General features: G+C 69.7%; 19 protein-coding genes. 12 read left to right on the top strand and 7 right to left on the bottom strand.

Annotated elements, in window-relative coordinates:
- The first annotated feature begins 16 nt into the window (after window positions 1-16).
- A complete protein-coding gene (frr, locus tag E1P53_RS05390; protein WP_131733660.1) occupies window positions 17-574 on the top strand; it encodes a ribosome recycling factor in 558 nt (185 codons plus the stop codon).
- A complete protein-coding gene (locus tag E1P53_RS05385) occupies window positions 571-1,419 on the top strand; it encodes a phosphatidate cytidylyltransferase (protein WP_006898524.1) in 849 nt (282 codons plus the stop codon). Before frr ends, E1P53_RS05385 begins: the two co-directional genes overlap by 4 nt.
- A 76-nt stretch (window positions 1,420-1,495) precedes the next feature.
- On the opposite strand, the gene E1P53_RS05380 is transcribed toward E1P53_RS05385, so the two are convergent.
- Window positions 1,496-1,915: a LapA family protein gene (locus E1P53_RS05380; protein WP_006898525.1), complete on the bottom strand. Its 420-nt coding sequence runs from the start codon at window positions 1,913-1,915 to the stop codon at window positions 1,496-1,498.
- A gap of 30 nt (window positions 1,916-1,945) precedes the next feature.
- Between E1P53_RS05380 and rlmN the strand changes: the two genes are divergently transcribed.
- Window positions 1,946-3,052 (top strand): dual-specificity RNA methyltransferase RlmN, encoded by a 1,107-nt coding sequence (rlmN, locus tag E1P53_RS05375; RefSeq protein ID WP_006898526.1) that lies wholly within the window; start codon window positions 1,946-1,948, stop codon window positions 3,050-3,052.
- A gap of 72 nt (window positions 3,053-3,124) precedes the next feature.
- Here rlmN and E1P53_RS05370 read toward each other — a convergent pair whose 3' ends face one another.
- Window positions 3,125-3,394: a DUF2631 domain-containing protein gene (locus E1P53_RS05370; protein ID WP_131733659.1), complete on the bottom strand. Its 270-nt coding sequence runs from the start codon at window positions 3,392-3,394 to the stop codon at window positions 3,125-3,127.
- A gap of 123 nt (window positions 3,395-3,517) precedes the next feature.
- Here E1P53_RS05370 and puuE point away from each other — a divergent pair, with 123 nt between their 5' ends.
- From puuE to E1P53_RS05340, 6 genes are all read left to right on the top strand, one after another.
- Complete coding sequence (puuE, locus tag E1P53_RS05365; RefSeq protein ID WP_181954805.1) at window positions 3,518-4,519, top strand: allantoinase PuuE; 1,002 nt, start codon at window positions 3,518-3,520, stop codon at window positions 4,517-4,519.
- A gap of 45 nt (window positions 4,520-4,564) precedes the next feature.
- Window positions 4,565-5,737, top strand: coding sequence for a 1-deoxy-D-xylulose-5-phosphate reductoisomerase (gene dxr, locus E1P53_RS05360; RefSeq protein WP_006898530.1), 1,173 nt, complete (start codon window positions 4,565-4,567; stop codon window positions 5,735-5,737).
- A gap of 46 nt (window positions 5,738-5,783) precedes the next feature.
- Entirely contained in the window at window positions 5,784-7,010 is a 1,227-nt protein-coding gene (locus E1P53_RS05355) for a M50 family metallopeptidase (protein ID WP_006898531.1), read from the top strand.
- A 70-nt stretch (window positions 7,011-7,080) separates the two neighbouring features.
- Entirely contained in the window at window positions 7,081-8,268 is a 1,188-nt protein-coding gene (ispG, locus tag E1P53_RS05350) for a flavodoxin-dependent (E)-4-hydroxy-3-methylbut-2-enyl-diphosphate synthase (RefSeq protein WP_006898532.1), read from the top strand.
- A gap of 49 nt (window positions 8,269-8,317) precedes the next feature.
- Window positions 8,318-9,154 carry a GNAT family N-acetyltransferase gene (locus E1P53_RS05345; RefSeq protein WP_165484396.1) on the top strand — a complete coding sequence of 279 codons (837 nt, stop codon included), beginning with the start codon at window positions 8,318-8,320 and terminating at the stop codon, window positions 9,152-9,154.
- 96 nt (window positions 9,155-9,250) lie between these two features.
- Window positions 9,251-11,080, top strand: a complete 1,830-nt coding sequence (locus tag E1P53_RS05340; RefSeq protein ID WP_131733657.1) for a penicillin-binding transpeptidase domain-containing protein — start codon at window positions 9,251-9,253, stop codon at window positions 11,078-11,080.
- A gap of 17 nt (window positions 11,081-11,097) precedes the next feature.
- Here the strand turns inward: E1P53_RS05340 and E1P53_RS05335 are convergent, their stop codons facing one another.
- The 3 genes from E1P53_RS05335 to E1P53_RS05325 are packed head-to-tail and all read right to left on the bottom strand — an operon-like array spanning window position 11,098 to window position 14,014.
- A complete protein-coding gene (locus E1P53_RS05335) occupies window positions 11,098-11,895 on the bottom strand; it encodes a heme ABC transporter ATP-binding protein (RefSeq protein ID WP_131733838.1) in 798 nt (265 codons plus the stop codon).
- Window positions 11,889-13,001 carry a FecCD family ABC transporter permease gene (locus E1P53_RS05330; protein WP_131733656.1) on the bottom strand — a complete coding sequence of 371 codons (1,113 nt, stop codon included), beginning with the start codon at window positions 12,999-13,001 and terminating at the stop codon, window positions 11,889-11,891. The genes E1P53_RS05335 and E1P53_RS05330 overlap by 7 nt, the downstream gene beginning before the upstream one ends.
- Window positions 12,998-14,014 (bottom strand): heme/hemin ABC transporter substrate-binding protein, encoded by a 1,017-nt coding sequence (locus E1P53_RS05325; RefSeq protein WP_131733837.1) that lies wholly within the window; start codon window positions 14,012-14,014, stop codon window positions 12,998-13,000. The genes E1P53_RS05330 and E1P53_RS05325 overlap by 4 nt, the downstream gene beginning before the upstream one ends.
- Window positions 14,015-14,157: 143 nt before the next feature.
- Here E1P53_RS05325 and map point away from each other — a divergent pair, with 143 nt between their 5' ends.
- From map to E1P53_RS05310, 3 genes are read left to right on the top strand one after another with little or no spacing between them, the layout of a single operon-like run.
- Entirely contained in the window at window positions 14,158-15,021 is an 864-nt protein-coding gene (gene map / locus E1P53_RS05320) for a type I methionyl aminopeptidase (RefSeq protein ID WP_006898538.1), read from the top strand.
- The gene (locus tag E1P53_RS05315) at window positions 15,018-16,592 is read left to right on the top strand and encodes a cobyric acid synthase (RefSeq protein WP_131733655.1); all 1,575 of its coding nucleotides are present in this window, start codon (window positions 15,018-15,020) and stop codon (window positions 16,590-16,592) included. The genes map and E1P53_RS05315 overlap by 4 nt, the downstream gene beginning before the upstream one ends.
- A 16-nt stretch (window positions 16,593-16,608) precedes the next feature.
- Window positions 16,609-17,433 (top strand): alpha/beta fold hydrolase, encoded by an 825-nt coding sequence (locus E1P53_RS05310; protein ID WP_210756467.1) that lies wholly within the window; start codon window positions 16,609-16,611, stop codon window positions 17,431-17,433.
- A 7-nt stretch (window positions 17,434-17,440) separates the two neighbouring features.
- On the opposite strand, the gene mtr is transcribed toward E1P53_RS05310, so the two are convergent.
- Window positions 17,441-18,850 carry a mycothione reductase gene (mtr, locus tag E1P53_RS05305; RefSeq protein ID WP_131733654.1) on the bottom strand — a complete coding sequence of 470 codons (1,410 nt, stop codon included), beginning with the start codon at window positions 18,848-18,850 and terminating at the stop codon, window positions 17,441-17,443.
- On the bottom strand, window positions 18,847-19,899 hold the full coding sequence (locus E1P53_RS05300) for an alpha/beta hydrolase (protein ID WP_244941114.1): 1,053 nt from the start codon (window positions 19,897-19,899) through the stop codon (window positions 18,847-18,849). The genes mtr and E1P53_RS05300 overlap by 4 nt, the downstream gene beginning before the upstream one ends.
- Window positions 19,900-20,016 lie beyond the last annotated feature (117 nt).

Here is a 20,016-nt window from a genome sequence, read left to right as displayed (position 1 = left end):
ACGGAACAAGGAAAAGATGATCGACGACGCGTTGTTCGACGCCGAGGAGAAGATGGAGAAGGCTGTCTCCGTCGCCCGGGAGGACATGACCTCCATCCGCACCGGACGTGCGAACCCGGCCATGTTCAAGGGCATCAACATCGAGTACTACGGTGCCGTGACCCCGGTGACCCAGGTCTCCTCCATCACCACGCCCGAGCCGCGCCTCGTCGTCATCAAGCCCTACGAGGCGTCGACCCTGCGCGACATCGAGACCGCGATCCGCAACTCCGACCTCGGCGTGAACCCGACCAACGACGGCAACATCATCCGCGTGGCGATCCCGCAGCTGACCGAGGAGCGTCGTCGCGAGCTGGCCAAGCAGGCCAGGGCCAAGGGCGAGGACGCCAAGGTCGCCATCCGCAACGTCCGCCGCAAGGCCGTCGACGAGCTCAAGCGCATCCAGAAGGACGGCGAGGCCGGCGAGGACGAGGTGACGCGCGCCGAGAAGGAGCTCGACAAGACCACGGCCAACTACGTCGCCCAGGTCGACGAGCTCGTCAAGCACAAAGAGTACGAATTGCTCGAGGTGTGAGCGAGAAGACGTCCGACCCGGAGAAGAAGTCGCGCGCGGGTCGTGATCTGCCGGCCGCCATCGCCGTCGGTGGCGGCCTCGGCGCCGCGATCATCCTGATCCTGCTGTTCGCGCCGATGCTCTGGTACGTCCTGGTGACGGCCGCTCTCGCGGTCGCGACCTGGGAGGTCACCAAGCGGCTCGGCGATGCGGGATACAAGGTCGCCTCCTGGCCGCTGCTGATCGGCGGCCAGGTCGTCATGTGGATCAGCTGGCCCTACGGGCCGTCCGGGGTGCTGATCGCGTTCGTGGCGACGGTCCTGGTGTCGATGGTCTGGAAGCTGCTGGCGCAGGGCATCTCCAACGCCCCGGAGAATTACCTCAAGGACCTCGCCCTCACGGTGTTCGTGCTGGCCTGGTTGCCGTTGCTGGCGTCCTTCGGCGTCCACCTCGTCACCCAGCCCGACGGCGCCGCCCGGGTCGCGACGCTGATGGTCGTGGTGGTGTGCTCCGACGTGGGCGGTTATGCCTCCGGCGTGCTGTTCGGCAAGCATCCCATGGCCCCGGCGATCAGCCCGAAGAAGTCCTGGGAGGGGCTGGCGGGGTCGCTGGTCGTGGGCACCATCGGCGCGGTGGGTTGCGTCTGGCTGCTGCTCGACAACCACTGGTGGATCGGACTGGTCCTCGGACCGGTGCTCGTCGTCTGCGCCACGCTCGGCGACCTGGTGGAGTCACAGGTCAAGCGGGATCTCGGCATCAAGGACATGGGCACCCTGCTGCCCGGTCACGGCGGGATCATGGACCGCCTCGACAGCCTGCTGCCCTCGGCGTTCGTCGTCTGGGCGGTGTTGACGGCGCTGCTCTGAGACAGGTTCTCTTCCAGAACAGATCAGGCCCGGACGGTGTCCGGGCCTGATCTGTTCTGGACTGCGTTCGGGTCGGCTACTGATGATCGGGCAGGCTGGAGGCCTTCTTCAGCGCCCGGCGCAACTGCAACATCCGCAGACCGCCGATCAGGGCGACGACCAGCGCGCCCGCGATCGCGGCGATGAGCAGGCTGACGCCGAGGGGGAGGTTGACCTCCCAGAAGATCAGCTCGATCCTCTGGTTCTCCAGGTTCTGGACGATGAACACGAGCAGCAGGACCAGGATCACCGCGCCGATGATGACGCCGAACCAGGTGGCCCGGGTCTTGGTGTGCTCGATCTCGGCGACGGTCTGCCGCAGGCGGTCGTGGTCGACCGCGACCGGATCGGGCGTGTCGGAGACCGGGACCGGTGGTTCGGCGTGCGGGTCGTGTCCGCCCTGCGAGCCCCACTGCGGGACCGCGCCCCCGCCTCGACGGTGATCGGGTGTCGTCATGGGTCAATCATGACATGCGACAATGACCAGATGACCTCATTACCGCTGGTGTTCGACGCGCCGAAACGTGGACGGCCGCCGACACACTTCGCCGACCTCGACCGGGCCGGTCGCGTGGCGGCGTTGGCAGAGCTGGGGCTTCCGAGGTTCCGGGCCGACCAGCTCGCCCGGCAATACTATTCGCGGCTCAACGGCGACGTCGAGGAGATGACCGACCTGCCCGCGTCGGCGCGTCCGGGCGTGCGGGACAAGCTCTTCCCGCAGCTGCTGACGCCGGTCCGGCACATCGCCTGCGACGACGGGTCCACCCGTAAGACGCTGTGGCGCCTGCACGACGGCACCCTGCTCGAGAGCGTCCTGATGCGCTACACCGACCGCAACACCCTGTGCATCTCCAGCCAGGCCGGATGTGGCATGGCCTGCCCGTTCTGCGCCACCGGACAGGGCGGCCTCGACCGCAACCTGTCGACCGCGGAGATCGTCGACCAGGTGCGGGCGGCGGCGCGGGCCTTGCGCGACGGCGAACTCGGTGAGCCGGGACGCCTGTCGAACGTCGTGTTCATGGGCATGGGGGAGCCGTTGGCCAACTACAAGCGCGTGGTCGGCGCGGTCCGTCAGATCACCTCGCCGGCGCCCGACGGCCTGGGCATCTCCGCCCGGCACGTGACGGTGTCGACGGTCGGCTTGGCCCCGTCGATCCGGCGCCTGGCCGACGAGGGGCTGTCGGTCACGCTCGCGGTGTCGCTGCACACTCCCGACGACGAGCTGCGCGACACGTTGGTCCCGGTGAACAACCGGTGGTCGGTCGCCGAGGTGCTCGAGGCGGCCCGCTACTACGCCGACAAGACCGGGCGCCGCGTGTCGATCGAGTACGCGCTCATCCGCGACGTCAACGATCAGCCGTGGCGTGCGGACATGCTGGGGGAAAAGCTGCGCAAGGCACTCGGTCCGCTCGTGCACGTGAATCTCATCCCGCTCAACCCGACCCCGGGTTCGGAGTGGGACGCCAGCCCCAAGCCGGTGGAACGCGAATTCGTCCGGCGCGTGCGTGCGAAGGGCGTGTCGTGCACCGTCCGGGACACCCGCGGCCAGGAGATCGCGGCCGCCTGCGGGCAGCTCGCGGCCGAGGAGCGCTAGCTAGACACCTCCCGAACAGCAGAAAACGCCGAGCAGCTCGCGCTCGGCGTTTTTCTTGAGATCAGAAGTGGATCAGGACCACTTGCCGCGGCTCATCCACCAGCCGCGGATCGCGAGGACCAGGATGCCCACGGCGAACACGACGAGGTAGATGTCCTCCACGCGGCCGTTGTGGTTGCCGATCAACATCAGCAGCAGGAAGGCGGCGAAGAACACCGCGGCGCCGTAGAAGGTCTTGGTGGCCACTCCGTGCCAGCCGAAACGAGCCGACGGTGCATCAGCGGGCTCGCGACGCCAGCCGGTGTCGATGAACTCGGTGTGCTCCACATCGGTGCTTGCCACAGCCACTCCTCACAGCGCGGGTTGTCAGATGTCTGACGAACGGTAGTAGTTCTCGATCAGCATAGCGGCACACCCCTATCGCGGGCCCTGCCCGGTCGGCGATTCGGTGACACAATTCGGCGCATGGCTTCCTCAGCGTCCTCGCACGAGCCCTCGTCCGGGTTCCGGCTGACCCCGGGACCGGGTCGTTGTCTGGCCGACTACCGCACCGAGGACTATCCCCGCGACATGATCGGCTACGGCGCCACACCTCCGGATCCGCAGTGGCCGGGCGGGGCGAAGATCGCCGTGCAGTTCGTCCTCAACTACGAGGAGGGCGGCGAGAACAACCCGCTCGAGAACGACCCGGGCAGCGAGACGTTCCTGTCGGAGATCATCGGCGCGCAGGCGTTCCCGAACCGGCACATGTCGATGGAGAGCATGTACGAGTACGGGTCCCGGGCGGGCGTGTGGCGCGTGCTGCGGACGTTCGAGCGTCGCGGCCTGCCGCTGACGATCTTCGCCGTCGCGCAGGCCATGGCACGCAATCCCGAGGCGGCGACCGCCTTCGTCGAACGCGGCGACGAGATCGCCTGCCACGGTTACCGATGGCTCAACTATCAGCTCGTCGATCCCGAGATCGAGCGCGAGCACATGCAGGCCGGCATCGACCTGCTCACCGAGATCACCGGGCAGCGCCCCCTCGGTTGGTACACCGGACGCGATTCGCCCAACACGCGGCGGCTCGTCGTCGAACAGGGCGGCTTCGTCTACGACGCCGACAGCTACGCCGACGACCTGCCCTACTGGGTGAAGGTGCCGCGCGGCGACGACCTCGTCGACCACCTCGTCGTGCCCTACACACTCGACACCAACGACATGCGATTCGCCTCGCCGGGCGGCTTCCCGTCCGGCGAGCAGTTCTTCGCCCATCTGCGCGACGCCTTCGACGTGCTCTACCGGGAGGGGGTCGAGGGTGCGCCGAAGATGCTCTCGGTGGGCCTGCACTGCCGGCTCGTCGGGCGTCCGGCGCGGCTGGCCTCGCTCGAGCGTTTCCTCGACCATGTGCAGTCGCACGACGACGTGTGGATCACCCGCCGCATCGACATCGCCGAGCACTGGCGGAAGGCGCATCCGGCGAGCTGACGGTGCATCCGGCGCCCTGACAGGGACGGCTGACAGAATGGGTGGGTGCCCACACGTGTGTTGATCCTCGGCTCTACCGGTTCCATCGGCGTCCAGGCGCTCGAGGTGATCGCCGAACATCCCGACCGTTTCACCGTCGCCGGACTCGGTGCCGGTGGCGGCAACATCGACCGGCTCGCGCAGCAGGCCGCCGACTTCGGGGTGCCCGCATCGCGACTGGCTGTCGCCGATGCCGCCCGCGCGGCCGAACTCGCGCGGCGACTCGACGCGCCGGTGATCGGCGGCCCGGACGCCATGGTCGACCTCATCGAGTCGGTCGCCGCCGACGACGGCGTCGACGTGGTCCTCAACGCGGTCGTCGGGTCGATCGGGCTGGCCCCGAGTCTCGCGGCGCTTCGCGTCGGCGCACGTCTGGCGCTGGCGAACAAGGAGTCGCTCGTGGCGGGCGGCTCGCTGGTGCTCGACGCCGCCGCGCCCGGGCAGATCGTGCCGGTGGACTCCGAGCACTCGGCGATCGCGCAGTGCCTGCGCGCCGGCACCGTGGCCGAGGTCGACCGGCTGGTCCTCACCGCCTCGGGCGGTCCGTTCCGCGGCTGGACCCGCGAGCAGCTCGAGGACGTCACCCCCGAGCAGGCCGGCAAGCACCCGACCTGGTCGATGGGCCCGATGATCACCCTCAACTCCGCGACGCTGGTCAACAAGGCGCTCGAGGTCATCGAGGCGCACCTGCTGTTCGACGTCGACTACGACCACATCGACGTGACCGTCCATCCGCAGTCCATCGTCCACTCGATGGTCACCTTCGTCGACGGCGCGACCGTGGCGAAGGCATCGCCGCCCTCGATGAAGCTGCCGATCGCCCTGGCCCTGGGCTGGCCCGACCGGGTGCCCGGCTCGTCGCGGGCGTGCGACTTCTCGACCGCGTCGGCGTGGACCTTCGAGCCGGTCGACGACGAGGTCTTCCCGGCCATCGAGCTCGCGCGCGCGGCCGGCCGGGCCGGCGGCAGCCTGACCGCGGTCTACAACGCCGCGAACGAGGCCGCCGCGGAGGGGTTCTTCGCCGGTGCGATCCGCTTCCCGCGCATCGTGGAGATCGTCGGCGAGGTGCTCGGCGAGGCGGATCAGTGGCGTGCCGAGCCAGGTACTGTGGAAGAGGTCTTCGCCGCCGATCGGTGGGCTCGCGAACGCGCTTCCGCGCTGGTCGCGGCCTCGTCGTGATCGGCGCGCAGGCCGTCGAACCCAGTGGTCCGGATGGAGTGAGTACGTGAGTTTCGCGATCGGTGTCACGCTCTTCGCGTTGGCGCTGTTGCTGTCGATCGCCTGGCATGAGTGTGGTCACATGTGGGCCGCCCAGGCGACCGGCATGAAGGTGCGGCGGTACTTCGTCGGTTTCGGACCGACTCTCTGGTCGACGCGCCGCGGCGAGACCGAGTACGGCATCAAGGCGATCCCGCTCGGCGGGTTCTGCGACATCGCCGGCATGACCCCGCACGAGGAACTCGCCGACGACGAGCAGGACCGGGCGATGTACAAGCAGAAGCCCTGGAAGCGGCTCGTCGTGCTGTTCGCCGGACCCGCGCAGAACCTCATCCTCGGCTTCGTCCTGATCATCATCGTCGGCCTCACCTTCGGGCTGCCCGACCTCAGCCCGCCGCCCACCCCGGCGAAGGTGGCCGCCACCCAGTGCGTCTCGTCGACGATCACCATCGCCGACGGCAAGCAGACCAACTCGCCGTGCACCGGTCCCGGCCCCGCCGCTGCCGCCGGCCTGCGCCCCGGTGACGAGATCGTCGCCGTCAACGGCACGCCGGTCGACAAGGCCGCCGACCTGACCCCGGTCATCCGCGAGGCCACCGGCCCGGTGGTGCTCACCGTTCAGCGCGGCGACGAGCGCCTCGACCTGACGATGACGCCGGAGCCGGTCACGGTGACCGCGACCGGTTCCGACGGCTCCACCGAGAGCGTCTCGTACAACATGGTCGGCATCGCCTACGACGCGCCGCCGGCGATCCTGCACTACAACGCGCTCACCATCGTCCCCGGCGCGCTGGGCTTCACCGGCGACCTCGTCGTCGAAACCTGGAACGCGCTGCTGTCGCTGCCCGGCAAGATCGGCGCGCTGTGGACCGCGGTGACCGGTGGCGAGCGCGCGCTCGACACCCCGGTCAGCGTCTACGGCGCGTCGGTGCTCGGCGGGCAGGCCGTCGAACGCGGCCTCTGGGACATGTTCTGGATGCTGCTGATCAGCATCAACTTCTTCCTGGCCCTGTTCAACCTGATCCCGCTCCTCCCGCTCGACGGGGGCCACATGGCGATCGTGGGCTACGAGAAGGTCCGCGACACGGTCCGCCGCTGGTTCGGGCGCGCGCCCGGCGCGGCCGTCGACTACTACAAGCTGCTGCCGATCACCTACGCCGCGGTGGTGGTGATGGCCGGCTTCATGGTGTTGACGCTCACCGCCGACATCGTCAACCCGATCGATCCGTGGTGACCCTCCGCCCCGAATACCACCTGACCCCGACCCCAGCCAGCCACACACCCGACTCACAGAGGTGAACGAGATGAACGCCCCGAATCCTGCCAACGCCGTGCCGATCGGCCTCGGCATGCCGGCCGGACCCCCGCCGGTGCTGGCCCCGCGCCGCAAGACCCGGCAGTTGTTCGTGGGCCCGGTCGGGGTCGGCAGCGACCACCCGATCTCGGTGCAGTCGATGACGACCACCAAGACCCACGACATCAACGCCACCCTGCAGCAGATCGCGCAGCTGACCGCGTCGGGATGCGACATCGTGCGCGTGGCGTGCCCGCGTCCGGAGGACGCCGAGGCCCTGCCGATCATCGCCAAGAAGTCGAAGATCCCGGTGATCGCCGACATCCACTTCCAGCCGAAGTACATCTTCGCCGCCATCGACGCCGGATGCGCCGCGGTGCGCGTGAACCCCGGCAACATCAAGGAGTTCGACGGCCGGGTAAAGGAGGTCGCCAAGGCCGCCGGCGACGCGGGCATCCCGATCCGGATCGGCGTCAACGCCGGGTCGCTCGACAAGCGCATCCTGGCCAAGTACGGCAAGGCGACCCCGGAGGCGCTCGTCGAGTCGGCGCTGTGGGAGGCGAGCCTGTTCGAGGAGCACGGCTTCGGCGACATCAAGATCTCCGTCAAGCACAACGACCCGGTGATCATGGTCGAGGCGTACCGCCAGCTCGCGGCCCAGTGCGACTATCCGCTGCACCTCGGCGTCACCGAGGCCGGCCCGGCGTTCCAGGGCACCATCAAGTCGGCCGTCGCGTTCGGTGCGCTGCTCAGCGAGGGGATCGGCGACACCATCCGCGTCTCGCTGTCGGCGCCGCCGGCCGAGGAGATCAAGGTCGGCGACCAGATCCTGCAGTCGCTGAACCTGCGGCCCCGCAAGCTCGAGATCGTGTCGTGCCCGTCGTGCGGCCGTGCCCAGGTCGACGTCTACAAGCTGGCCGACGAGGTCACCGCCGGCCTCGAAGGTCTCGAGGTGCCGCTGCGCGTCGCGGTCATGGGATGCGTCGTCAACGGGCCGGGCGAGGCGCGCGAGGCCGACCTCGGCGTGGCCTCCGGAAACGGCAAGGGGCAGATCTTCGTCAAAGGCGAGGTCATCAAGACCGTGCCAGAGGCGCAGATCGTGGAGACATTGATCGAAGAAGCGCTGCGGATCGCCGAGGAATCAGGACACACTGGAGACGGCACGTCCGCCGGCTCTCCGGTCGTCACCGTCTCCTGAGGTCGTCGGGCGCTGTCGCGAGTCCCGGGTCGGGAAGTGAGGAGCGGTGGTGCTGAAGCTACTGGGCGACAAACCGCTCGGCGCGCGTGACGCGGCCGCGGTCGAACGCGTCCTCGCCTCGGATCCCGTGGCGATGTGCATGGTGGCCGCACGGTTCGAGACCCACGGCATCAACCCGCGCCTGCTCGGCGGTGAGTTCTGGACGGCCGACGACCCGTCGACGTCGCTGTGCTTCTCCGGGGCCAACCTGATACCGCTCATCGGGGCACGCGCCGACCTAGACCACTTCTCCGACCGCGCCGTCGCCGCGCCGCGCGCCTGTTCGTCGATCGTCGGGCGCGCCGAGCTCGTCCTGCCCATGTGGGAGCAGATCGAGCCCGTGTGGGGGCCCGCCCGCGAGGTGCGGCCCGTGCAGCCGCTGCTCGCCCTCACGAGACCGCCCAAGGTCGCGCCCGACGCCGAGGTCCGGCTCGTCACCCTCGACGATCTCGACGCGTACATGCCCGCCGCGATCGACATGTTCATCGGCGAGGTGGGCGTCGACCCGACGGCAGGGGACGGCGGTCGGTCGTACCGTCGGCGTCTGGCCTCGCTGATCTCCGCGCACCGGGTCTTCGCGCGTTTCGACGGACCGGACGTCGTGTTCAAGGCCGAGATCGGTTCGATGTCCCGGCGCGTCGGGCAGATCCAGGGCGTGTGGGTGGCCCCGGACCGGCGCGGGGAGGGGCTCGGGATGGGCGGCACCGCCGCCGTCGCGGATGCCGTCGCGGCACAGGGCCGGCTGCCGAGCCTGTACGTCAACAGCTTCAACACCACCGCGCGCGCGGTGTACGAGCGGATCGGGTTCACGCAGGTGGGCACGTTCGCGACCGTGCTCGTGGACTGATCCGCCCGCGCCGGGTGTCCGCCCCGGGCAGGTCACATCCGCTGCGCCCGCGTGGCGTCCCGGCGATCGGGTGCCGCGGCCATAGACTCGACCGCGATGTGGCGCACGCGAATCCGATGGACCCCGGCGGTGATCGTCGCGATCTGCACTGTCCTGATCGCGGCGACCGTCGGGTGTTCGACGTCCGAGGACGACGGCCCCCGCCGGGCGGCCGAACGGTTCCTCGAGGCCTACTCCCAGCAGGACCTCGACACCGCGGCGAGCCTCACCGACGCCTCGGACACGTCGTTGCGGGCGATGGAATCGGCATGGTCGGGTCTGGCCGCAGAGGCGCTCGAGGCGAAGGCCGGCCGGGTCCGCGTCACCGGTGACACCGCCGAGGTCCAGGTCGCCTACACCTGGACGCTGCCGCGCGGGCGGGAGTGGTCCTACGACACCGCCCTGCGGATGGGGCGTGTCGACCAGGGCTGGGCGGTGCTGTGGGCCTCGACCGCAGTGCATCCGAAACTCGGTGCCGACCAACGACTCTCACTGCAGATCATCGAGGCGCCGCGCGCCACGGTGAACGAGTCCGACGGCTCGGAGGTCATGGTCAACGGCACCGTGGTCGGCGTGAACTTCGATCCGGTGGAGGCCGCCGAACAGGGTGCCTCGATCCCGGACTCGGTCACCTCCGCGGTCGCGGTGCTGCGCGGGTTCAACCCGGATCTCGACGAGCAGGCCATCACCGAGCAGGTGACCTCGAACCGCCGGCAGTACCCGCTCGCGCGGATGACCCACGCGCAGTTCGACCGCCTGCGCGACCGGCTCGCCATTCCCGGTGTGGTCACCAACGAGCAGGCCGAACTCGTCCCCAAGGACCCGAAGTTCGCCCCGGCGCTGCTGACCGAGGTCAAGAAGGTCGTCGACGGCGAGGTCGCGGGACGCGCCGGGTGGCGGGTCGTGTCGGTGAACCCGAACGGACTCGACGCCGACGTCCTCGCCGACCACGCGCCCGATCCGTCGCCGGCGATCTCGCTGAGCCTGTCGCGCACGGTGCAGACCGCGGCGCAGCGGGCGGTCAACGCCACCAACCGGTTCCAGATCGCGATGGTGGTGGTGCAGCCGTCCACCGGGCGCATCCTCGCGGTCGCGCAGAACCCGGCCGCCGACGCGCAGGGTCCGATCGCCACGACGGGCCTGTACCCGCCCGGTTCGACGTTCAAGATCGTCACCGCGGCCGCCGCGATCAACCGCAAGATGGCCACCCCGGACACCATCGTTCCCTGCCCGGGCGAGATCCAGATCGGTCCGCGACTGATCCCGAACTACGACGGCTTCTCGCTCGGCGCGGTGCCGATGCTGCAGGCGTTCGCCTCGTCGTGCAACACCACCTTCGCCAAGCTGGCCAGCCAGATGGGACCGTCGGACCTCGCACACACCGCCGCGGCGATGGGCATCGGACAGCAGTACTCGATCGCCGGCCTCGACGCGGTGTCCGGGTCGGTGCCGATCGAGAACGAGCTGGTGGCGCGCAGCGAGGACGGCTTCGGCCAGGGCAAGGTCCTGGTCTCGCCGCTCGGTCTGTCGCTGGTCGCCGCGACCGTCGCGAACGGCGTGAAGGCGCCTGTGCCGCAACTGATCCTGGACAAGCCGACTGTCGTCGAGGGGCCCACCCCGACGATGCCGGCCGAGGTCTACCGCCAGCTGCGGCCGATGATGCGCGCGGTGATCACCAGCGGTACCGCGACGGTGATCGACGGTCGGGGAGCGGTGTACGGCAAGACCGGTGAGGCCGAGTTCTCCGGCGGCTCGCACGCCTGGTTCGCCGGCTACCGCGGCGACATCGCGTTCGCGACGCTCGTCGTCGGCGGCGGTGACTCCAACAACGCGGTGGCGGTCACCCGCGACTTCTTCGACGCGCTGGGACCCGGCTACGGCGTGTGACCCGCCGGGTTGGGGTGTCAGCGCGGCGTGCGCTCGGGCAGGATGACCTGCCGCCCGTTGTGGGTGAGCACCTCGACCGGGTGGTCGTAGGTTCTGGTGAGCAGTTCGGTGGTCATCACCTCGTCGGTCGGCCCCACCGCCAGCAGCTCGCCGTGCTTCATCACCGCCACGCGGTCGGCGTAGGCGGCGGCAAGCGTGAGGTCGTGGACGACGAGCAGCACCGCGTTGCCCTGGTCGCGGTGGGCGCCCAGGATCTCCAGGACCTGCTCCTGGTGATGGATGTCGAGTGCCGCGGTCGGCTCGTCGAGCATCATCACCGGGGTGTCCTGGGCGAGCGCCTGGGCCAGCGACACGCGTGCCTGCTGGCCGCCGGACAGATGGGCGAAGGGGCGGTCGACGATCTCGGTGAGTTCGCACAGCTCGACGGCGTCGGCGATGATCTTCGGGGAGTCGACTGCCCGCGGCGTCCGCAGCCACGGGTAGCGGCCCATGGCGACGACCTCGGCGACGGTGAACGGCGTGTCGAGCCGGTTCTGCTGGGTCACCACGCTGCGATGGCGCGCGAGTTCGCGCAGGGGCGTGGTCGCCACGTCCCGGCCGTCGATGTGCACCCTGCCGCCCGACGGCTTGCGGGTTCCCGAGAGCACCGACAGCAGCGTCGACTTGCCGCAGCCGTTGGGGCCGACCAGGGTCACGAGCTCACCGGGGTGCACCTCGAGCGAGACGCCGCGGACGACCTCTCGGCCGCCGAGCGAGACCCGCACGTCCTCTGCGACGATGCCCGGCGTCGTCGCGGGCCGCCCGCCGGTCACCAGCCCGCTCCCGCGCGACGGCTGCGGCGCAGCAGGATGAAGAAGACCGGCCCGCCGATCAATGCGGTGAACATGCCGAGCGGCAGATCGGCGTCGCCGACCATCGTGCGGGCCGCGAGGTCGGCGCCGGTGATGACGAGCGCGCCGCCGATCACGCTGGTGGGCAGCAGGATCGAGTGCCTGGGGCCGACGATGAGCCGCATCACGTGTGGGACCACCAGGCCGACGAAGGCGATGATCCCGGCGAAGGCCACGGCCGCCGCGGTGAGGATCGCGGTCAGCACGATGGCCAGGCGACGGACGCCCTCCACGTTGACGCCCAGCGACGCGGCCTGGATCTCGCCGAGGGCGAGGAGGTCGAGCTTGTGGACCAGGAGCACGCACGCCGCGACGCCGACGACGACCAGCGGCGCGACCACGAGGATCTCGCTCCAGTTGCCGCTCGCCAGGGAGCCCAGCTGCCAGAAGACGATCTGCTCGCGGGCGGCGGTGGAGGCGACGAAGGTGAGGAATGCGATGACGCCGGCGGCGAAGGCGTTCACCGCGATGCCGGTGAGCACCAGCATGATCGCCGACGACGAGCCGTCGCGCAGCGACAGCACGTAGACCGCCGCTGCGGTCACCAGGCCGAACACGAACGCGGCGCCGGCCAGCGCCCAGTTGTTCGCGGCGCCGCCGGCTCCCGCCGAGCCGCCGGCCAGGACGATCACCAGGCAGGCGCCGATCGCCGATCCCGACGAGACGCCGATGATGCTGGGTTCGGCGAGCGGGTTGGCCAGCACGCCCTGCAACAGGCAGCCGGCCGCGCCGAGGGCCGCGCCGACGAACAGGCCGAGCACGATGCGCGGGAACCGCACGTTCCACAGGGCGCCCTCGCCGTTGGGATGCGATGGCAGCGGCCCGATGTCGAGATGCCAGTGGTGGGCGATGCTGCCCAGCACCTCGAGGGGCGGGACGTGGACCTGGCCGATGCCGGCGGAGATGATCGCGAGCACCGCGGTCGCCGCCACCATCACGGTCACGACGACGTTGTTGCGGACCTTGTGCGAGGTTCCCACTGGCGCAGGCGCGGCCGCCGGTGTCTCTTTCGTCGTCACGGAGGCGCTCATACGTAGATCGCTTTCGCCAGTGCGGCCAGGACGAGGCCTACGTCGGGTCCGAAGGTGAGGATCTTGGTCTCGTCCATCTGGACGACGCGGCCGTTGCGCCCGGCCTCGGTCTCGGCGATGCCGGGCAGTTTCAGCACGCCCTCGGGCCCGCCCACGGTCGCCGCGCCCTCGGTCATGACGATGATCACGTCGGGGTCGGCGTGGATCATGGCCTCGGCGGTGACCGCGGTGAACGCGCCGGTGAGGTCGGCCTCGGCGCCGGCGTCGCGGCCGCCGAGTTCGGTGATCAGGTCGTCGACGCCGGAACCGGGGCCCGCGAGCAGCAGCAGGTTGCTGCCGCGGATGTAGAGGAAGGCCATGGTCGGGTCGCCGGACGGCTTCGGCACGAGTTCGCGGGCGGCGTCGATCTGCTCGTTGGTGCGCTCGACGAGCTTCTCGCCCTCGGCCGGGACGCCGAGCGCCCGTGCGACCGACCGCATCAGGGTGTCGTTGGACGCCAGGTCGCGCGTCGCGGGGAACACCACGACGGTGACGCCGGAATCGCGGATCTGGTCGACGGCGTTGGCCGGCACCGTCGACTCGCTGACGAGGATGATGCTCGGGTCGAGTGCCAGGACGGCCTCCGCGTTGAGCGAGTGCCCGCGGTTGGTGACTATCGGCAGTCCCGCGGCGGACGGGAACGCGGTCGCGGTGTCGCGGCCGACCACGTTCGGGCCGAGGCCGAGCGCGAAGACGATGCTGCCGAGGGTGCCGCTGACGTCGACGGCGACGATCCGGCTGACATCGGTCACCTCCACCTCGCCGTAGCGGACGGAGTCGACCGTGACCGGCAGGCGCGGAGTCGGATTCGTGGTGACGGGGGTGATCTCGGTGGTCGCGAGCTCCGCCGTCTGCGGGCCGTTGCGCAGGTGCGCGGTCGGCGAGACGCGCTCCTGCTCGATGGGCGTGACGAAGCACGCCGAGGCGGCCAGCGCGACGACGGTGGTCACGAGCAGAACCAGTAGGGTTCGCACCGATCTGCTCGACGAACTCACCGTCACCACCTTCGAATCCTCTTCTGCGCCATCAGCGGCACACTTTGGTCAGCCAAAGCTTACTTAAGTTCGCCTTCTTGACCGCACACCGGCCCACCCCGGCGCACGGTTAAGGTGGTCACATGCCAGTTCGCAGTGCCCTCACGCCAGGTACCCCGACGCCGATCCGGACCGTCCCCGACCACATCGAGCGTCCGGAGTACGCGTGGAAGCCGACGGTCAACGAGGGACACGAGCCGTGGGTGCAGACCCCGGAGACCATCGAGAAGATGCGGATCGCGGGCAAGATCGCGGCGAACGCTCTCGTCGAGGCCGGCAAGGCGGTCGCGCCGGGCGTCACCACCGACGAGCTCGACCGCATCGCGCACGAGTACATGATCGACCACGGCGCCTACCCGTCGACGCTGGGCTACAAGGACTTCCCGAAGTCGTGCTGCACCTCGCTCAACGAGGTGATCTGCCACGGCATCCCGGACTCGACCGTCATCCAGGACGGCGACATCGTCAACATCGACGTCACGGCCTACATCCACGGCGTCCACGGCGACACCAATGCGACCTTCCTCGCCGGTGACGTCGACCAGGAGGTCCGAGATCTCGTCGAGCGCACCCGCATCGCGACCGAGCGCGGCATCAAGGCGGTCAAGCCGGGCCGCGAGCTCAACGTCATCGGCCGCGTCATCGAGTCCTACGCGAACCGCTTCGGCTACAGCGTGGTTCGCGACTTCACCGGCCACGGCATCGGCGAGACCTTCCACAACGGCCTCGTCGTGCTGCATTACGACCAGCCGAATGTCGACACCGTCATCGAGCCGGGCATGGTGTTCACGATCGAGCCCATGATCAACCTCGGCGGCCTGGCGTGGGAGATGTGGGACGACGGCTGGACCGTGGTGACCGCCGACCGCAAGTGGTCGGCGCAGTTCGAGCACACCCTCGTCGTCACCGAGGACGGCGCGGAGATCCTCACCCTGCCCGACGAGTGACCCCGCGCGGGGAGACCGGTCCGACGGGCGGCGCGCTGCTGGTCGGCGGAACCAGCAGCGACGCGGGCAAGAGCCTGGTCGTGGCCGGACTGTGCCGCGCGCTCGCCAGGTCCGGGGTGCGGGTGGCGCCGTTCAAGGCGCAGAACATGTCCAACAACTCCGTCGTCACCCCCGACGGCGGGGAGATCGGCCGAGCCCAGGCGTTGCAGGCGTTCGCATGCGGGCTCGAACCGTCGACGCGCTTCAATCCGGTCCTGCTGAAGCCAGGCAGCGACCGGCGCTCCCACGTCGTGTTGCGGGGGCAGCCCGCAGGGGACGTCGGCGCCCGCGACTACGTCGCCTGGCGGTCGCGGCTGCGTCGCGTCGTCGTCGAGGAACTCGACTCGTTGCGTCGCGACTTCGACGTCGTCATCTGCGAGGGCGCCGGATCTGTCGCCGAGATCAACCTCCGCGACGGCGACATCGCCAACATGGGCCTCGCGCAGGCCGCGCGGCTGCCGGTGCTGCTCGTCACCGACATCGACCGGGGCGGGTCCCTGGCCCACCTGTTCGGGACGACCGCGGTCCTCGGCGACGAGGACCAGGCGCTCATCGCAGGGTTCGTGATCAACAAGTTCCGCGGCGACCGGTCGATCCTCGAGCCCGGACTGGAACAGCTCCGCGGGCTCACCGGCCGTCCGACCCTGGGCGTGATCCCGTACTCCGACGAGTTGTGGCTCGACGCCGAGGACTCGCTCGCCGCCCCGGTCGGGCGCCGCATCGGTCCGCGCTCGGACTCCGGCGCCGGCGGGGCGGGCCGGTTGCGCGTCGCCGCGATCCGCCTGCCGCGCATCTCCAACTCCACCGACGTCGAGGCCCTGGCGTGCGAACCCGGCGTCGACGTGACGTGGGTCGACGACCCGGGCAGCGTCGCGGCCGCAGACCTCGTCGTGCTGCCCGGCACCCGTGCGACCGTGGCCGACCTCGCGTGGTTGCGCGAGCGGGGCCTCGCCGCGGCCCTGACCGCACGCGCGGAACGGGGAGGTCCGGTCGTCGCCGTCTGCGGGGGCTTCCAGATGCTGGCCCGCACCATCGACGATCCGGTGGAGTCCGGGCGCGGCCGCGTCGACGGTCTCGGCCTGTTCGACCTGACGATCGAGTTCGGCGCCGACAAGACCTTGCGCCAGGCGACCGGCACCGGGCCCGGGGGAGAGGCCATCCACGGTTACGAGATCCGCCACGGGCGTGTCGGGGAGTCGGCGGAGGACACCTGGATCACCGACGACGAGCTCGGCGGCGAGGGCGCCCGGCGCGGCCCGGTTCGCGGCACGCACTGGCACGGGCTGCTCGCCTGCGACGAGTTCCGGCGCTCCCTGCTCGCCGAGGTGGCGGCCGAGTCGGGCCGCTCCGACTTCGCCGTCGCCGCCGACACCGACTTCGCCGCGGCACGTCGTCGCCAGGTCGACCTGATGGCCGACCTCGTCGAGACACACCTCGACCTCGACGCTGTGACCGACCTCATCGCCCATGGTCCGACGTTTTCGACCTCGCTGATCCGCCACCATCTGGAGCCCTACCGGCCCCGTGCGTAGGCGCTATCGTGGCCAGATGACAGAAGAACAGCGTCAGGTGACCGTCGACGGCCTCACCTTCGACGTCCGGATCTCCGGCCCGGAGCGCGGACCCTGGGTCCTGCTGCTCCACGGATTCCCGGTCAACGGGACCTGCTACGATGCCGTCCTCCCGCGCCTGCACGAGTCCGGGCTGCGCACGGTGGTGCTCGACCAGCGCGGCTACAGCCCCGGCGCCCGCCCGCCGGCCGTCGAGGACTACCACCTCGACCACCTCGTCTCCGACGTGATCGGCGTGCTCGACGAGCTCGGCATCGCCTACGCGATCCTCGTCGGGCACGACTGGGGCGGCATCCTCGCCTGGCACCTCGCCGGCAAGTACCCCGACCGGTTCACCGGCCTCGTGGTCGCGAGCACCGGCCACCCGTCGGCGATGCGCGACGCGCTCGCGGCCAGTGACCAACGCGAAAGATCCTCCTACATCAAGGATTTCATCGCCGAGGGTGCCGAGGAGAGGCTGTTGGCCGACGACGGCGCCGTGCTGAGGAAGGCGGGTGTGACCGCCGAGGAGCTCGCACCGCTGCGCGAGCCGGGCGCACTGACCGCGGCGCTGAACTGGTATCGCGCCAACTTCGCCGGCGACATCAAGGCGACGATGGCGTGCCCGCCGGTGGAGATCCCGACGACCCTGGTGTGGAGCGATTCCGACCCTGCTCTCGGCCGCGAGCAGGCCGAGGCGAGCGGGCGGTACGCCTACTCCGACTTCCGGTTCTGCGTGCTCTCCGGGATCGACCACTGGATCCCGCAGAAGGCGCCCGCCGCGCTCGCCAGCGAGATCGCGCTGCGTTCGACGATCTTCTGACGGTCGGTCAGATCTCCAGTCCCAGCAGCGCGTTCTCCAGGACCTCGGGCATCGCCGGGTGGATCCAGTACTGGCCGCGTGCGACCTCGAGGGCGGTCTGGCCGAAGGACATCGCCTGGATGACCGGCTGGATCACCGTCGGCGCCTGCGGTCCGATGATGTGCGTGCCGAGGATCCGGCCGGTGCCGCGCTCGGCGATGACCTTGCAGAAGCCGGTGGTGTCCTCCATCGCCCAGCCGTAGGCGACGTCGCCGTAGGCCTGGACCTTCACCGTGATGTCGTGGCCGGCTGCGCGGGCCTCGTCCTCGGTCAGGCCGATCGACGCGATCTGCGGGTGGGTGAACACCGCGGCAGGCACGAACCGGTGGTCGAAGGATGCGAGATCGTCGGCGTCCCAACCCTTCAGGAGGTTCGCCTGCACGACGCGCTGCTCGTGGTTGGCGACGTGCTTGAGCTGGTACGGCGAGCTGACGTCACCGAGGGCCCACACGCCGCGTGCCGCGGTCCGCCCGTGCTCGTCGCACCGCACCCGGCCCTCGTCGTCGAGGTCGACGCCGATCGAGGACAGGTTCAGCCGGTCGCCGTTGGGCTTGCGGCCGGTCGCGACGAGCAGCACGTCGGCGTCGAGCTGCGACCTGATGCCATCCCTGTCGGTGAGGTGTAGGCGCACTCCGCCGCCGGGGATGTTCTCCGCGGCCTCGATCCCGGTTTCGAGATGCACATCCCACTTGTCGCTGGCGATCTGCGTGAACCGGTTGGAGATGTCCGCGTCCTGCTTGCGCAACAGTGCGGGGCCGCGCGCGATGATCGACACCTTGGTGCCGAGCGCGCCGAAGACGTGCGCGAATTCCGCTGCGATGTAACCACTTCCAACGATGACCAGTCGCTCGGGGAGCTCCGGCAGCCGCATCACGTCGTTGTTGGTGTAGTAGCGCACCTCGCTGTCGGTGATCACCGGCGGGATCACCGCACGCGAACCCGCAGCCAGGACCACATCCTTCGCGAGAACCGTGTCTCCGTCGGCGGTCACGAGGCGATAGTGGCCCTCGTCGTCGGTGCCGTCGAACTCGACGTGCGAGCTGTACACGGTGATGTTGTCGCAGCGGTCGACGCGATACTCCTTGCCGCCCTGCGAGATCGGATCGATCCGGCCGAACACGCGCTCGACGATGCCGGGCCAGTCCACCGACTCGACCCTCGCGTTGACCCCGAGACGCGCGCCGTGCGCGGCGATCTCGGCGACCTCCGCGGCGTAGACGAACATCTTGGTGGGGATGCAGCCGACGTTCAGGCAGGTGCCGCCGTAGACGCCCTCCTCGAAGATGGCGATCGAGGTGTCGGCGAAACGGTCGTCGGGGATCGAGTTGCCGCTGCCGGAACCGATGATGGCCAGGTCCACGACCTGCGTGGCGGTCATAGTGCGTTCTCTTCTCTGTTCGGGGTGGGGGCGTCGAGCGCCTGGGTCATCCAGGCGTCGACCTCGTCGTAGGCGTGCTCGCGGGCGGGGCGGATCGAGAGGAACACGTCATGGCGCGCGTCGGGGATGGGCACGACGCTGACCCGGCCGCCCAGGCAGCCGCTCCAGCGTGCGATCTGCGTGACGTCGAGAACCACGTCGGCCCGGTCGGTGGACGTCGAGTAGGTCTTGGCGAAATGCGACTTGTCCGAGCGCAACACGAGCGCGGGCACGCCGATGTCGATGCCGCGGTGGAGGCGGCGCTGTGCGGTGCGCACGGCGTCGAGGAAACCGAAGGTCACCGGGAAACCGCCGAGCGGTTTGAGCTCGAGATCGTAGGTCCACTCGCCGTTCGCGCTCGAGTGCAGGCTCTCTCCGTAGGCCGAGGACAGCTCCTTGGGGATGGCGCGCTTGGGCGACACCGCCGCGACGGCTTTGATGAACATCGACACGGGGAAGGTGCGCAACACCGCGTCGCCCTGCAGGTCGAACCACGGGGAGTTCAGCAGCAGTCCCTCGACGCGACGATGCCGGGCGGGGTCCTCAGAGCGCAGGCGGTCCAGCCACAACGCGGTGATCAGACCGCCGGTGGAATGTCCGGCGACCACGATCCGGGTGTCGGGGCCGACCTCGGCGGCGATGACGTCGAGCGCGAGGCCGAGTTCCTCGTCGTAGCGCGCGAGGTCGGTGGTGAAGTGCGGGGTGTGGTGATCGGCCCGCGACCGCCCGCACTTGCGCAGGTCGATCGCGTAGAAGGCGTGGCCGCGGTCGGCGAAGAAGTCGGCGAGCGGTTCGTGGAAGAAGTAGTCGGTGAACCCGTGCACGTAGAGGACGGCCCGGCGTGGGCCCGTGTCGCCGGTGTCATCGCCGTGCTCGTCGACCGACCTGCGGATGAGGGTCGCGGTGATCGGCGACTCCCCGTCCGGATCGTCGCGGAGAGGGATCGTGCGGATCTGATAGCGGTCCAGGAGACGGTCGGGCTCCCAGCCGGTACCTGCGGATTCGGTCACGCTGGTCAGCTTAGTGACCGAGCGCCCCGCCGAAGTGTCACACAGCCCACATCTGGACCAGGGCGATTCGGGGACGGGACGTGCCATGCTGGACAATGGCCGGAAAAGAGATCGTCG

The sequence above is a fragment of the Gordonia paraffinivorans genome (assembly GCF_900683595.1).
GTDB lineage: Bacteria > Actinomycetota > Actinomycetes > Mycobacteriales > Mycobacteriaceae > Gordonia > Gordonia paraffinivorans.
The sequence above is the reverse complement of the archived record's forward strand: the minus strand, read 5'-3'. Positions and strand labels throughout refer to the sequence as shown.

What these genes read in the sequence shown, in the direction of transcription:
- puuE (WP_181954805.1), top strand. Translation starts at nt 3,518, where the DNA reads ATGGCTTCCTCAGCGTCCTCGCACGAGCCCTCGTCCGGGTTCCGGCTG.
- map (WP_006898538.1), top strand. Translation starts at nt 14,158, where the DNA reads ATGCCAGTTCGCAGTGCCCTCACGCCAGGTACCCCGACGCCGATCCGG.
- frr (WP_131733660.1), top strand. Translation starts at nt 17, where the DNA reads ATGATCGACGACGCGTTGTTCGACGCCGAGGAGAAGATGGAGAAGGCT.
- E1P53_RS05310 (WP_210756467.1), top strand. Translation starts at nt 16,609, where the DNA reads ATGACAGAAGAACAGCGTCAGGTGACCGTCGACGGCCTCACCTTCGAC.
- ispG (WP_006898532.1), top strand. Translation starts at nt 7,081, where the DNA reads ATGAACGCCCCGAATCCTGCCAACGCCGTGCCGATCGGCCTCGGCATG.
- rlmN (WP_006898526.1), top strand. Translation starts at nt 1,946, where the DNA reads ATGACCTCATTACCGCTGGTGTTCGACGCGCCGAAACGTGGACGGCCG.
- E1P53_RS05330 (WP_131733656.1), bottom strand. Translation starts at nt 13,001, where the DNA reads ATGAGCGCCTCCGTGACGACGAAAGAGACACCGGCGGCCGCGCCTGCG.
- E1P53_RS05380 (WP_006898525.1), bottom strand. Translation starts at nt 1,915, where the DNA reads ATGACGACACCCGATCACCGTCGAGGCGGGGGCGCGGTCCCGCAGTGG.
- mtr (WP_131733654.1), bottom strand. Translation starts at nt 18,850, where the DNA reads ATGACCGCCACGCAGGTCGTGGACCTGGCCATCATCGGTTCCGGCAGC.
- E1P53_RS05340 (WP_131733657.1), top strand. Translation starts at nt 9,251, where the DNA reads ATGTGGCGCACGCGAATCCGATGGACCCCGGCGGTGATCGTCGCGATC.